12 protein-coding genes are annotated in these 13,008 nt (G+C 72.2%); 1 reads left to right on the top strand and 11 read right to left on the bottom strand.

The features are described from left to right. The 6 genes from AB0C36_RS29040 to AB0C36_RS29015 form a co-directional block, all read right to left on the bottom strand. On the bottom strand, positions 1-332 hold a 332-nt coding region (locus AB0C36_RS29040; RefSeq protein ID WP_358359597.1), incomplete at its 3' end, for a DUF3237 domain-containing protein. A gap of 117 nt (positions 333-449) precedes the next feature. Continuing rightward, positions 450-1,238, bottom strand: a complete 789-nt coding sequence (locus AB0C36_RS29035; RefSeq protein WP_358359594.1) for an ABC transporter ATP-binding protein — start codon at positions 1,236-1,238, stop codon at positions 450-452. Further along, on the bottom strand, positions 1,231-2,238 hold the full coding sequence (locus tag AB0C36_RS29030; RefSeq protein WP_358359591.1) for an ABC transporter ATP-binding protein: 1,008 nt from the start codon (positions 2,236-2,238) through the stop codon (positions 1,231-1,233). The genes AB0C36_RS29035 and AB0C36_RS29030 overlap by 8 nt, the downstream gene beginning before the upstream one ends. Beyond that, on the bottom strand, positions 2,235-3,110 hold the full coding sequence (locus AB0C36_RS29025) for an ABC transporter permease (RefSeq protein ID WP_358359589.1): 876 nt from the start codon (positions 3,108-3,110) through the stop codon (positions 2,235-2,237). Before AB0C36_RS29025 ends, AB0C36_RS29030 begins: the two co-directional genes overlap by 4 nt. Further along, positions 3,107-4,057, bottom strand: coding sequence for an ABC transporter permease (locus AB0C36_RS29020; RefSeq protein ID WP_358359586.1), 951 nt, complete (start codon positions 4,055-4,057; stop codon positions 3,107-3,109). Before AB0C36_RS29020 ends, AB0C36_RS29025 begins: the two co-directional genes overlap by 4 nt. A gap of 7 nt (positions 4,058-4,064) precedes the next feature. Further along, entirely contained in the window at positions 4,065-5,744 is a 1,680-nt protein-coding gene (locus AB0C36_RS29015) for a CocE/NonD family hydrolase (protein WP_358359584.1), read from the bottom strand. A gap of 166 nt (positions 5,745-5,910) precedes the next feature. On the opposite strand from AB0C36_RS29015, the gene AB0C36_RS29010 reads away from it, so the two are divergent. Further along, the gene (locus AB0C36_RS29010; protein ID WP_358359581.1) at positions 5,911-6,495 is read left to right on the top strand and encodes a TetR/AcrR family transcriptional regulator; all 585 of its coding nucleotides are present in this window, start codon (positions 5,911-5,913) and stop codon (positions 6,493-6,495) included. Between the two features lie 57 nt (positions 6,496-6,552). Here AB0C36_RS29010 and couO read toward each other — a convergent pair whose 3' ends face one another. Genes couO through AB0C36_RS28985 form a run of 5 tightly spaced genes read right to left on the bottom strand, consistent with a single transcriptional unit; the run spans position 6,553 to position 12,902 of the window. Further along, positions 6,553-7,431 carry a 4-hydroxyphenyl-beta-ketoacyl-CoA hydrolase gene (gene couO, locus AB0C36_RS29005; protein ID WP_358359578.1) on the bottom strand — a complete coding sequence of 293 codons (879 nt, stop codon included), beginning with the start codon at positions 7,429-7,431 and terminating at the stop codon, positions 6,553-6,555. Positions 7,432-7,484: 53 nt separating this feature from the next. Then, entirely contained in the window at positions 7,485-8,435 is a 951-nt protein-coding gene (locus AB0C36_RS29000; protein WP_358359574.1) for a 3-hydroxyacyl-CoA dehydrogenase NAD-binding domain-containing protein, read from the bottom strand. Next, entirely contained in the window at positions 8,432-10,420 is a 1,989-nt protein-coding gene (locus AB0C36_RS28995) for an acetoacetate--CoA ligase (RefSeq protein ID WP_358359572.1), read from the bottom strand. The genes AB0C36_RS29000 and AB0C36_RS28995 overlap by 4 nt, the downstream gene beginning before the upstream one ends. Next, complete coding sequence (locus AB0C36_RS28990) at positions 10,417-11,241, bottom strand: crotonase/enoyl-CoA hydratase family protein (protein WP_358359570.1); 825 nt, start codon at positions 11,239-11,241, stop codon at positions 10,417-10,419. The genes AB0C36_RS28995 and AB0C36_RS28990 overlap by 4 nt, the downstream gene beginning before the upstream one ends. Next, positions 11,238-12,902: an acyl-CoA synthetase gene (locus AB0C36_RS28985; RefSeq protein ID WP_358359567.1), complete on the bottom strand. Its 1,665-nt coding sequence runs from the start codon at positions 12,900-12,902 to the stop codon at positions 11,238-11,240. The genes AB0C36_RS28990 and AB0C36_RS28985 overlap by 4 nt, the downstream gene beginning before the upstream one ends. Positions 12,903-13,008 lie beyond the last annotated feature (106 nt).

The following is a 13,008-nucleotide window of genomic DNA, read 5'->3' as shown; positions in this document are numbered from 1 at the left end:
TAGTGGCCGGCCTCGGAGACCTTGACGTCTCCGTCGTGCTGGTCGGGGCTGTCGGGGTCGGGGTGGTAGAAGCCGCGGTTGACGATGTCGACGACCGAGCCGTCGTCGGCCTGCACGAGGTAGCGGGCCTCCAGTTCGCAGATCTCGCCGCGCGTGCTGCTCCAGTCCCCGCCCCCGGCCAGCACCTTGCCGGTGAGCCGCGGGCCGCTCACGCTGCCGCCGACGATGGGCGTGAACTCCGTGATCTCGCCGTCGCCGTGGCCGATGTGCAGGGTTTCGGACACCTGGGCCCTGATTTCGAACACGAACTCGAGGGCGGGTGCGAAGGACATGGTCTCTCCTTGATCGTGGGGTGGCGCGGTGGTCGCGCCGCGGTGCAAAGCTGCGGACCGGGTCCGCCCGGCCTGCAAATCGGTCGGGCGCGTGGGCGACCCGGCAGGGCGGGTCGGTCAGTCGGCGTCCGGGCGCGGTCGGCGCCGCGGCTTCCAGCCGGGCTTGGGGATGGACTCGATCAGACGCCGGGTGTACGCGTCGCGCGGCGCGCCCAACACGCGCCCGACCGGGCCCTGCTCGACCACCCGTCCGGTGCGCATCACCAGGACCTCGTCGCTGATGTGCGGGACCGCCGCGAGGTCGTGGGTGATGAACAGCAGTGCCGTCCCGGTGCTTTCCCGCACCTGTGCGAGCAGGTTCAGGATTTGCGCCTGGATCGACACGTCCAGGGCGGCGACCGCCTCGTCCAGGATCAGCACGCGTGGCTCGGCGGCGAGAGCCCGGGCGATCGCGACGCGTTGGCGCTGTCCGCCGGAGAGCCCTTTGGGGAGCGAGCGGGCCTGGCGCTCGTCCACGCCGACCAGGCCGAGGAGTTCCGCGACCCGGTCGTCGACGGCTGCGCCGTTGCCCGGGCGGTGCAGGCGTACGGCCTCGGCGACGGCGTCGCGTACCCGCTGGCGGCGGTCGAGCGACGAGTACGGGTCCTGGAAGACCATCTGGATCTGCCGGGCCCGGGTACGCCGCTCGGCGCCGCCCACCCGGCCGGGCCGACGCGGTTCGCCGCCCACCGCGAAGTGACCGCCGCTCGGCGCCTCCAGGCCCGCGATCATGCGTGCGGTGGTGGTCTTCCCCGAGCCCGACTCCCCCACCACCGCCAGCGACCCGCCCTCGGGAAGGGTGAGGCTGACGTCGTCGACGGCGACGAAATCGCCGTAGACCTTGCGCAGGTTGTGGACCTCAAGCATGCGATCCGGCCTCCTCGGGGGCGCGGGTGTGCGGGAAGTGGCAGGCGGCGGAGCCCGCGCCGGCGGGGCGCGATCGCGGCGGCTCGTCGTCGCACAGCTCGCGAGCCCGGGGACATCGGGCGGCGAACGCGCAGCCGGACGGGGCCTCGAAGCCGGACAGCGGGCGGCCCGTGATGGCCCGGAGTCCGCCTCGCGTGTCGCCGACGGACGGCCGGGAGGCGAGGAGCGCGCGGGTGTACGGGTGCGCCGCGTCGTCGTGCAACGCCGCGGCGGGCAGGTCCTCGACGGTCGATCCGGCGTACATGACCGCCACGCGGTCGCAGACCGCGGCGGCCAGTTCCAGGTCGTGGGTGATGAACAGCATGGCCAGGCCGCGTGCTTCGCGGGCCTCGGAGATGATCGCCATGACCTCCTCCTGGGTCGTCACGTCGAGTGCCGTGGTCGGTTCGTCGGCGAGCAGCAGCCGCGGCTCGGCGGCGAGCGCCGCGGCGATCATGACGCGTTGCAGGAGGCCTCCGGAGAGTTCCCAGGGGCGCTGCCGCATGCGGCGTTCCGCGTCGCCGATGCCGACCTCGCGCAGGATGCCCGCGACCTTCGTCCGGGCCTCGGCCACCGCGACGCCCCGCGCGGTGGTGAGGCCTTCGATGAGGAAGTCGCCGACGCCGCGCGCCGGGTTGATGTGGGCGCGCGGATCCTGGAAGACCATGGCGACGTCGCCCGCCCGGAATTCCCGCAGCCGTGCGCGGGACATGTCCGGCACGGACTCTCCCGCGAACCGCAGGCCTCCGTGCGTACGCGCGCCCTCGGGCAGCAGCCGCAGCACGGCACGCGCGGTCAGCGACTTGCCGGATCCGGACTCGCCCACCAGCGCGACCGCTTCGCCCTCGGCTATGCGGACGTCGGCGCGGTGTACGGCGGTCCGCGGCGCCCCGCCCACAGGCAGGTCGATGCGCAGCGCGTCGATGTCCAGCAACGGCGGTGTGGAGTGCTTCATGCTCATGTGCCCTCTCCGAGCAGGCGCCGGGAGAGCCCCGATCCCAGCAGGTTGAACGCGACCACGACGACGAGCACCACGAGGCCGGCGTAGAGGGATTGCTGCGGCTGCCCGGCGAGGATGCCGGGGGCGCCGTTGGACACCATGAGCCCCCACTCGGGATCCGGCGGCTGGCTGCCGAGGCCGATGAACGAGATTGCCGCGACGTCGAGCAGGGCGTAGCCGAAGCCGATGGTGGCCTGGACCAGGACGAGTGGCGCCAGGTTCGGCAGGAGGTGCCGCAGCCAGATGCGGTGCGTGGGCGCGCCGAGCAGGTGCAGGGCGGCGACGTACGGCAGCCCGCGTTCCTTCATGGCCGCGGACCGCACCACGCGCGTGACCAGCGGGAGGTACGCGATGGACAGCGCGATCACCGGCGCCGTCGGCCCCGGCCCGAACACCGCGGCCGCCAGGACGGCCATGATCAGCCCCGGGAAGCCGAAGACGACGTCGAGCAGGCCGGAGACCAGCCGGTCGGCCCAGCCGCCGAACCAGGCGGCGCAGAGCGCCAGCAGGGTTCCGGCGATCGTGGAGAACAGGACCACGAGTGCCGGGGCGGTGAGGCTGGCACGGGTGCCGCAGATGATCCGGGACAGGATGTCGCGGCCGGTGTCGTCCGTTCCGAGGAGGTGCGCCCCGGAAGGGCCGGCGTTGACGTTGAAGGGGTCGACGGCGTTCGGGTCGTGCGGGGCCACCAGGGGCCCGAACACGGCCAGCAGCAGGAACAGCCCGACGACACATGCGGCGGCGGTGGTGACGCGGTCGCGCGGCGGTCGCGGTTTGTCGGCCGCGCCCACGATGCGTATCTCTTTGTCGACGAATTTGCTTCGCTCGCTCATGCGCGTCCCTTCTGTGCGGTACGCGGGTCGAGCGCGGCGCTGACGAGGTCGACGACCGTGTTGACGACCACGAACACCACGACGAACAGCAGGGCGACGGCTTGCACCACGGCCAGGTCCTGCTTGCCCGCCGCCTCGATCATCAGCGCGCCCAGTCCCCCGATGCCGAAGGCCTGTTCGGCGACCGCCGTGGTGGCGATGAGTCCGGCGACCCCCACGCCGGACACCGCGAAGATGGGCCCCGACGCGTTGCGGAGCACGTGGCGCCGGACGACCACCGACTCGGGGACGCCGCGGCTGCGCGCCGTCTCGACGTGCTCCGAGCGCAGTTCGGTGCGTACGGACGTGCGGGTGACCTGGGCGACGTACCCCACCCACGAGACGGCCAGGGCGACGGCCGGCAGGGTCAGGTGGGTCAGCGTGCCGACGAAGCCGCTGCCCGAGCCGTAGACCGGGAACCACGGCAGTTGCACGGCGAACACCCAGATCAGCAGTACCGACATGATGAACGTCGGGATCGCCATCGCGCCCGCGGTCACCGCGGTGACGAACGATTCCGTCCGGCCGCCGCGCAGTCCCGCGAGGGTCCCGGCGAGTGTTCCGGTCACGAGGACCAGGACGGCCGCGTAGCCGACCAGGGCGAACGTGTCGCCGGCGCGGGCCGCGACGAGGTGGCCGACACTGTCCCGGTAGACGAGCGACTTGCCGAAGTCGCCGTGCAGGCAGTTGCCGAACCAGTGCCACCAGCTCTGCAGGAACGGGTCGTCGAGGTGGTACTCGCGGTGGATCTGGGCGAGCACTTCGGGGTCGGGCTTGCGCGCGCCGCCGACGAGCAGCGTGGCCGGGTCGCCCGGGGCGAGGAACAGCGCGCCGTGGATGGCAAGGCCGGCGATCACGACGGTGACGGCCAGGGTCGCGAGTCTGGTGGCGACGAATGCCGGCGACATCGCGGCCTCACTCCCCGGTTCCGGACGCGGCCGGAAGCACGGTCAGGCGCAGTCGTGAGCGCTGCCCGGGGCCGGTGCGCAGGGTCTGGAGGCTCGCCTTGGGTGCGGTGGTGTACCAGGGGTTCTCGGTGGAGCCGGAGTTCGGCACGTGGTTCGGGAAGTCGCTGGAGGCGAGCGTGAGGGCGAGCCGGTGCCCGGTGCGTACCCGGTAGCCCGTGTGCCCGAGGTCGACGTCCCACGCGCCGGGCGCGTCCGCCTGCACGCAACCGCGCACGACGAGCCGGGCGGTGCCGTCGGGGGCGACGTCGAGGAGGCGGACGAACAGGTCGTACGTCGGAGCGGTGCTCGCGGCGTGCAACTCCGCACGTACCGGCCCGGCCAGGTCCAGCGGCGTTTCGAAGGCCGGGGTGGTGAAGACGAGGACGTCGTCGCGGTCCGCGGTGGGCCGTTCGTCCGGGTGGTCGTGCAAGAGCATGAAGGTGTTGGCCACCGCTGACGGTACGAGATCGTCGGGGTCGTACCGCCACTCGACGGACTCCCCCTGTGCCGCGGGCCGTTCGCCGAGGACTCCGCCCGGGAGCGGGCCCGGCGCGGCGGCGGGTGCGTCGAGGTGGAGGTCGAGCGCGGTCGCCCCGGGCGGCGGCCAGGAGGTTGACGTCCGCCATCCGACGTGGCCGAGCTTCCAGCGCACGCGCGGCAGCGTGTCCGGATGCTCGGTGCCCTTCAGGAACACGTCGAAGAAGCGCAGTGCGGGCGCGGTGTACGCGTCGAGCATGCGCGTGAGGGCGTCGTCGTCGACCATGTGGTCGGTTTCGGGAGCCACCGGGGCGTGTTCGAGGAAGTAGTTCTCGTGGTCGGTGCTGTCGGCGCTCAGGTACTGCACCGCCGCCCAGCCGGGCCGCCGGGCGAGTTCGGTGTAGTCGCGCATGTGGGCGACGCCGAGGTTGTCGAACCACCCGACGCAGTGCAGCACCGGCACGGGCCGCGCGTCGTACGGGTGCGGCCCGTTGTACGCGGCCAGCGGTATGCCGCCGACGACCAGGTCGAAGCCCGCCGAGCGCTTCCCGATGGCCGTGAACGCCTGCTCGTACGCGGCGATCAGCGGCCGCGTGGTCAGGTCCGGCTCGAACTCGTAGGTGTCGTTGTCGACCCAGACGTGGGCGAGGTAGTCGGCGCCTTCGAGCCAGCCCGGCTGACGCTCCGCACGGGCGTCGACCGTCGCGACGCCGGGGACGACGTCGGTGCACGTCACGCGCGGCACGATCGCGCGCAGGGCGGGGTGTTGGCTGGAGACGGCGGACCACTGCGTGAAGCCGTAGTAGGAGTCGCCGAACATGCCGACGACGCCGTCCGACCAGGGCTGGTGGGTCACCCATTCGATGGTGTCGTAGCCGTCGTCGACCTCTCCGGTCCAGCCGAGGGTGCGGCCCTGGGAGCGGAACTTGCCGCGGACGTCCTGGACGACCATGACGTAGCCGCGGGCGGTGAACCGCTCGGCGACCTGCTCGAAGAAGACGTAGCGGCTGTTCTTGTCGTAGGGCAGGCGGACCAGAACGGTCGGTGCGGGCTCGGTCCCGGCGCCGTAGACGTCGGTGGCCAGCCTCACCCCGTCGCGCATGCGGACCATGTGCTGCCGCGCGTGTTCGGGGACCGGCTGCGCGGCGACGCGCTCGAAGGCAAGGCTCATGTGCGCTCCAACGCGGGAGAATGCAGCGGATGCTGGGGAAGGCGAAGGGGGTCACCGGGAGTTCACCGGTGAACCGCAGGGGAACCCCTGAGAAAAACAATGTGATATAACAACGTTGCATCACGCGATGTGCCACGTCAAGCCCCCACTGAGCTAGGTTGCCGCCATGCCGATCGACGTCGACGAAGTCCAGCGCCGCAAGGCCATCGCCAAGGCGACCCTCGCGGTCGCCGCCCGCGACGGGGCACGCGCGGTCACCATCCGCGCGGTGGCCAAGGAACTGGGCGGGTCCACGGCGATGGTCACGAACTACGTGCCCACCCGGATCGCACTGATCACCAACGCCGTCGACGCCGCGGAGTCCCGCTGGCGCACGGACCTGGACACCCACGTCGGCGAACTCCGGGGCGAGGACCGGCTGCGCGCCACGGTCGCCTGGAACCTCACCACCGACCCAGACGACCTGCTGCTGCGCCGGCTGTGGGTCGAGATGCTGTCGTCGGTGGGCTTCGACGCGGACTCCGCCGGATCGCCGGAGACCAGGGAGCCGCACGCCTCGCGGGCCGAACTGCGCGACGCGGCCGAGGACGCGGGCGTACCGGACCCGGAACTGGCCGCCGACATCCTCTTCCTGCTCGTCCGCGGCTACTTCATCTCGACGGTCGAGGATCCGGAGCTGTGGACGACGGACCGCGCGGCCGAAGTCGCCCGCGCGGTCGTCGACATGCTCGCGCACCGGGACGCGCGGTAAGCCGGTCGGGAGACCGGCTTACCCGCGGGGCCGGGTGGCGCCGGCCGGGTCGGCCGGTCAGCCGCGGCCCCCGGCGAGGCCCAGCACGCGTACGGCGTTCTCCTTCAGCACCAGCGAGCGCACCTCGTCCTTGATGTCGAGCTTCGCGAAGTCCGCGAGCCAGCGCTCCGGGGTGATGACCGGGAAGTCCGAGCCGAACAGCACCTTTTCGCGCAGCAGCGTGTTGGTGGCGCGAACGAGCTGCGGCGGGAAGTACCTCGGCGACCAGCCCGACAGGTCGATGTAGACGTTGGCCTTGTGGGTCGCGATCGAGATCGCCTCGTCCTGCCAAGGCACCGACGGGTGGGCCATCACGATGGTGAGTTCGGGGAAGTCCGCGGCCACGTCGTCGAGGAGCATCGGGTTCGAGTGCCGCAGCTTGATGCCCCGACCGCCGGGCAGGCCCGCGCCGATGCCGGTCTGGCCGGTGTGGAACAGCGCCGGGACGCCTTCCTCCGCGAGCACTTCGTACAACGGGTAGAAGCGCACGTCGTTGGGGTCGAAGCCCTGGAGGCTGGGGTGGAACTTGAAGCCCCGCACGCCGTGTCGGGTGACCAGGCGCCTGGCCCGGTCGACCGCGGCGCGGCCCGCGTGCGGGTCCACTGACCCGAACGGGACGAGGACGTCCGCGTGTTCGGCGGCGGCGTCGGCGATCTCCTCGCTGCTGAGCGCGGGATGCCCGGTGGCGGCGGTCGCGTCGACGGTGAAGACCACGGCCGCGGTACGCCGCGCGCGGTAGTGCTCGGCTATGCGCTCCAGTGTCGGAGTGCGGTCCTGGTCGGCCTTGAAGTAGGCGGCGGAGGCGTCGAGCAGTTCGCGGTCGAGGGCCAGGCAGCCCCGGCCGTCCTGTTCGACGTGCACGTGTACGTCGATCGCGTCGAGTGCGGTCAGGTCCATGGGTCTCTCCGAGGGATGGTTGCCGGGGCTTCCGGGGTGGTTCGGCGGACGGGTCACGGCAGGTCGGCCGCCGCCTTGAGGGCCAGCAGCGCGTGCAGCAACGCGTCGCGTCGGTCCGCGAGTTCGTCGACTCCGATGCCGTCGAGCGCGTCGTCCACGCCGGCCACGAGCTTGGCCGTCAACTCCGGGGTGAGCGACGGGTCGCCGAGGTCCCGCCACCAGGCCTCGGTCGGCGGGCCCAGGTGTTCGAGGATGTGCGCGATCCCGCCGCGGCCGCCGGACAGATGCTGGTTGGCGAACGGCCCGAGCAGCGCCCAGCGCAGGCCGGGCCCGTGCGCGATGGCGGTGTCGATGTCGCGTACCGTCGCGACGCCGCGGTCGACGAGCGAGTACGCCTCGCGCCACAGCGCCGCCTGCAACCGGTTGGCGATGTGGCCGGGCACCTCGCGGCGCACCCGGATCGGCTTCTTGCCGACCGCGGTGTAGAAGTCCAGTGCCCGGGCCACCGCTTCCTCGCCGGTGCGCTCGCCCGGCACGACCTCGACGAGTGGGATCAGGTGCGGCGGGTTGAACGGGTGCCCGATCAACACGCGTTCGGGGTGGGCCGCGCAGTCGCGGGCGATGGCGGTGGCGGCCAGCCCGGACGAGCTGCTGGCGATGACGGTCTCCGGACGGGCGGCGGCATCCAACGCGGCGAACAGCGCCTGCTTGACGTCCTCGCGCTCGGGCCCGTTCTCCTGGACGAAATCGGCTTGGCCGACTGCGGTTTCGAGGTCGGCGGTGAACGCCAGCCGGTCCGGCGAGGCGTCCTCGGCGAGTCCGACCCGGGTCACCGTCGGCCAGTGTGCGGCCACATCCGCGCGCAGCCGCGACTCCGCACCGGGCGACGGGTCCGTGGCCACGACGTCCAGGCCCCGGGCCAGGAAGTGTGCCGCCCAGCCGGCGCCGATGACCCCGGTGCCGACGATCGCGACGCGCCGGACCGGTTCCGAAGTGCTGCTCATGCGGGCCTCCAAGCTGCCGCGAGGGCGAGGAAGGGGTCGAGGGACGCCGGATCGGCGAGCACGTCGGGACCGACCACATCGGTCACGGCGGCACCGAGCAGGATGCGCTTGACCGGCAGTTCGAGCTTCTTGCCGGTGCGGTTGCGCGGGATCGCGGGTACCGCGGTGATCGCGTCCGGGACGTGGCGGGGCGAGAGAGCGCCGCGCAGTTCGGCCACGAGACGCGCGCGCAGCGCCGCATCGAGCACGTCGGCGCCGGCAGCCCCCGCGGTCTCCGTCCCGGACAGGACCACGAACAACAGCAACTCGCCGTTGCCTCCCGACGGGTCCTCCAGGTGCACCACGAGGCTGTCGGCGATCTCCGGGACTTCCTCGACCACCCGGTAGAACTCGGCGGTGCCGAGCCGGACACCGCCGCGGTTGAGGGTGGCGTCCGAGCGCCCGGCGACGACGCAGCTGCCGGTCGGGGCGAACCGCGCCCAGTCGCCGTGCCGCCACACCCCCGGATACGTGTCGAAGTACGCCGCCCGGTAGCGGGATCCGTCGTCGTCACCCCAGAAGCCGACCGGCATCGACGGCATGGGAACGGTGATGACCAGTTCGCCGAGTTCGCCGACGACCTCCGTGCCCTCGTCGTCGAACGCCGCCGCCGCAACGCCCAGGGCCGGACCGGAGATCTCCCCCGCCCACACGGGCTGCCAGGGCCCGCCCTGCACGATTCCGCCGCACACGTCGGTGCCCCCGCTGCCCACGTTGAGCAGGACCCGGTCCCCGAACTGCTCGTGCACCCACCGGTATCCCTCCGGAGGCAGCGGGCTGCCGGCCGCGCCGATCTGCCGCAGCGCCGAAAGGTCGTACGCGCGCGCCGGTTCGAGCCCGGCGCGGCGGCAGGCCATCAGGTAGCCGGGGCTTGCGCCCATCAGCGTCGCCCCCGATTCCGCGGCGATGCGCCATTGCGCGTCGAGATCGGGGAACAGCGGGTTCCCGTCGATGAGCACGAGGCCCGATCCGACGAGCAGTCCGGACACGAGGGCGTTCCACATCATCCAGGCCGTCGTGGTGAACCACAGCATCCGGTCCCCCGGGCCCAGGTCCCAGCTGAGCGCGTGGTTCTTCAGGTGTTCGAGGAGAATGCCGCCGTGCCCGTGCACGATCGGCTTAGGGCGCCCGGTGGTGCCGGACGAGAACAGCACGCACAACGGGTGGTCGAACGGCACCGGCTCCGCGCCGGGTTCGGCGGGCCCGGCCAGCAGGTCGTCCCATCCGACGGCGTCGCGCAGTTCGCCGGTGCCGTACGCGACGGCGACCACCGCACGCAGCGTGGGCAATCCCGCGCGAATCTCGTCGACGGTTCCACTGCGGTCGACGTCCTTGTCCCCATAGCGGTACCCGGGGGCGGCGAAGAGCACGGTGGGCTCGATCTGCGCGAACCGGTCGACGACGCTGCGCGCGCCGAACTCCGGTGCGCAGCTCGCCCATACCGCTCCCAGACTGGCGGTCGCGAGGAAGGCGACGACGGTCTCCGGAATGTTCGGCAGGTAGGCCGCGACCCGGTCGCCGGGACCGACTCCGAGCCCCCGCAGGCCCGCACGTGCCCGCGCGACCTGGTCGCGCAGCTCCCCCCACGTGACATCGACACGGTCGCGCGTCTGCGAGTACGCCGTGAGCGCGGTGGCCGCATCGGCGGCCCCGGCCCCCTTGAGTGCGTGCTCGGCGTAGTTGAGCGTGGCGCCGGGGAACCACTCCGCGCCGGGCATCGCACGGCTGCCGAGCACCGCGCGTTCCGGGGCGGCGAAGCGTACGCCGAAGAACTCGCGTATGGACGACCAGAATTCCACGGTGTCGGACACCGACCACCGGTGGAGGGCGCCGTAGTCCGCGAAGCGGAGGCCCCGGGCTTCGTCCAAGTGACGCAAGTAGCGTCCGAGTTCGCTGCGTCGGAGTGTTTCGTCGGTCGGGGTCCGCAGGATCAGGGGTTCCGTCACGGCCGTCCCACCTTTGCGGCGCGGCCGTCGAGGAACGCGCGCATGCGCTCCTTGGCCTCGGTGCTGCCGGACGCGACGGCGGCCATCAGGGATTCCAGGAGGTAGCCCTCGGCCGGGTTCGCCGCGGCGATGCGCGGAAGGGCCTGGAGCACCGCGAAGTTGGTGACCGCGGCATTCGCCGCGACGGTGCGGGCCAGCTCCATGGCACGCTCGAACGCGCCGTCGGGAGCTGCCAGATAATGCGAGAGGCCGATCGCCTGGCCCTCGTCCGCATCGACGACGCGACCGGTGAGCATCATGTCGGTCATGCGGTGGACACCGATCAGTCGCGGTACCCGCACCGAGCCTCCCCCGCCGACGAACAGTCCGCGCTGTCCCTCAGGTAGCGCGTAGAAGGTGCCGGGCTGGGCGACGCGCAAGTGGGCGGCGCAGGCCAGTTCGAGGCCGCCGCCAACAACCGCGCCCTTGAGGACCGCGACGACCGGCACGGTTCCGTGTTCGATGCGCTCGAAGGCGCGGTGCCACATGCGGGAGTGCGCGAGGCCCTCCAGGGTGTCGCGTTCGGTCAGCTCGCCGAGGTCGAGTCCGGCGCAGAAGTGGTCGCCTGCGGCGTCGAGGACGACCGCACGCACGCCCTCGGGCGGCGCCGCGAGGAAGGCCTCCAGACCCAGCACCGTGGCGTCGTCGAGGGCGTTGCGCTTGGCGGCGCGGGACAGCCGCAACACCGCGACGCTGCCGTGCAGTTCCAGGCGCAGTGACGGAGGGAGGGGCACGGCGTGGTCGGGGGCGGCGTCCGCCGGGTGGGGAGTGGTGCTGGTCACGGGGTTCCTTCCGCGCCGGCGCGGTCCGCGTCGGCGGGTTGTGCGGTGGTGATGGTGGCGGTCCGGTCGGCGGTGCCCGGGCCCGCGGTCGCGGAGTCGGCCGCGGCCGACTCCGCGGCGGTCAACTCCGCCGCGGCCCGGGCCCGGAGTTCCACGCGGCGGACCTTGCCGGTGGCGTTGGCCGGGAGTTCCGGCACGAAGACCAGGAACCTGGGGACTTTGAAGCGGGCCAGGTGCGCTTCGAGGTGGGCGCGTACGTCGGCCTCTTCGAGTACGGCGCCCTCCCGCAACTGGAGGTAGGCGGCGCCCACTTCCCCCCAGCGGGTGTCGGGGACGGCCACGACGGCGGCGTTGGCGATCGCGTCCAGGCGCAACAGGACCGCCTCGACCTCGGCGGGGTAGACGTTCTCGCCGCCGGAGATGATCAGGTCCTTGACCCGGTCGGCGACGTACGCCCAGCCGTCGTCGGCGGAGGACAGCAGGTCGCCGGTGCGGAACCAGCCGGCCACGAAGGATGCCTCGGACTCGTCGGGCCGGTTCCAGTAGCCGGAGAAGACGTGGGGCCCGCGTACCAGGAGTTCGCCCGGGTCGCCGCCCACATCCTCGGGGCGGCCGTCGCGCAGCATCGCGACGTCCGTGAAGAAGTGCGGCACGCCGACCGACACGGGGCGTGCGGCGGAGCCCTCGGCGGGGGCCATGTACACACCGGGCGACGCCTCGGTCATGCCGTACCCCTGCTGGAGCCGCACGCCGCGGTCGAGCCACGCCCGGGCGACCCGTTCCTGTACCGGTGAGCCGCCGTAGATGACGCTGGTGAGCGAGCTCAGGTCGATCCGGTCCCACAGCGGGTGCTCGCACAGCAGTTGGAGCATCGTGGGCACCGCGGAGAAGCTGGTGATGCGCGCTTCTTCTATACGGGTGAGGATCGCTCCGGCGTCGAACTTGGCGACCGGCTCGACGCTGCCGCCCTTGAACAGCGTGGGCAGTGTGACCTGGCCGAGCCCGGTGGCGTGGAACAACGGCGATATGCACAGCGCCCGTTCGGTGTCACGCAGGTCGATGTGGGCGAGCTGGTTGACGGTGTTCCAGGTGAGATTGCCGTGCGTGAGTACGGCGGCCTTGGGGCGTCCGGTCGTCCCGGAGGTGTAGAGCAGGACGGCCGGGTCGTCGAGGCCCACCGGGGGCGGCACTTCGAGCGCGGGGCCGGCGGACTCGGCGCCCTCGGGCGGGAAGTGCCCGGGGCGTACCTCGATCCGGTGCCGGACGGATTCCGGCAGCGGGGCCGCCGCGGTGACGAGGGCGTCGGTGTCCGGACTGTGCGCCAGGACCGCGGAGCCCGAGTCCTCGAGCATGTAGCGGATCTCGACCGGGGAGAGCCGGAAGTTCAGCGGCACCGCGACGGCACCGAGCAGCCAGGTGGCGAACAAGGTCTCGAAGACCGGGATCCCGTTGGCGCCGAGGTAGGCCACGCGGTCGCCGGACCGTACGCCCAGCGCGGCCAGGTGGCCCGCGAGACGCGCGGTGCGGTCGGCGAGTCCGGCGTACGTCAGGACGCGGTCGCCCTCGACGAGCGCGACCCGCTCGGGCGATATCCGTGCCCGTCGCGCCGGCCAGGTGCCGAGGCCGAAGTTCGGGCGGCTGCCCGTGGCAGCGGTTCTCATGGTTGTGCCCTCCGCATAGGCAATGACAGGATTCCTTATATCAGGATTCCTTGCACTGGTCACCGCCCCGCGAGGAATCCGCGACGTGCGAGACTCGGGGCCGGAC

Source organism: Streptodolium elevatio, from assembly GCF_040649515.1.
GTDB lineage: Bacteria > Actinomycetota > Actinomycetes > Streptomycetales > Streptomycetaceae > Yinghuangia > Yinghuangia elevatio.
The sequence above is the reverse complement of the archived record's forward strand: the minus strand, read 5'-3'. Positions and strand labels throughout refer to the sequence as shown.

Coding starts and splice junctions, on each gene's coding strand:
- AB0C36_RS29035 (WP_358359594.1), bottom strand. CDS start 1,238: ATGCTTGAGGTCCACAACCTGCGCAAGGTCTACGGCGATTTCGTCGCC.
- AB0C36_RS29030 (WP_358359591.1), bottom strand. CDS start 2,238: ATGAGCATGAAGCACTCCACACCGCCGTTGCTGGACATCGACGCGCTG.
- AB0C36_RS29025 (WP_358359589.1), bottom strand. CDS start 3,110: ATGAGCGAGCGAAGCAAATTCGTCGACAAAGAGATACGCATCGTGGGC.
- AB0C36_RS29020 (WP_358359586.1), bottom strand. CDS start 4,057: ATGTCGCCGGCATTCGTCGCCACCAGACTCGCGACCCTGGCCGTCACC.
- AB0C36_RS29015 (WP_358359584.1), bottom strand. CDS start 5,744: ATGAGCCTTGCCTTCGAGCGCGTCGCCGCGCAGCCGGTCCCCGAACAC.
- AB0C36_RS29010 (WP_358359581.1), top strand. CDS start 5,911: ATGCCGATCGACGTCGACGAAGTCCAGCGCCGCAAGGCCATCGCCAAG.
- couO (WP_358359578.1), bottom strand. CDS start 7,431: ATGGACCTGACCGCACTCGACGCGATCGACGTACACGTGCACGTCGAA.
- AB0C36_RS29000 (WP_358359574.1), bottom strand. CDS start 8,435: ATGAGCAGCACTTCGGAACCGGTCCGGCGCGTCGCGATCGTCGGCACC.
- AB0C36_RS28985 (WP_358359567.1), bottom strand. CDS start 12,902: ATGAGAACCGCTGCCACGGGCAGCCGCCCGAACTTCGGCCTCGGCACC.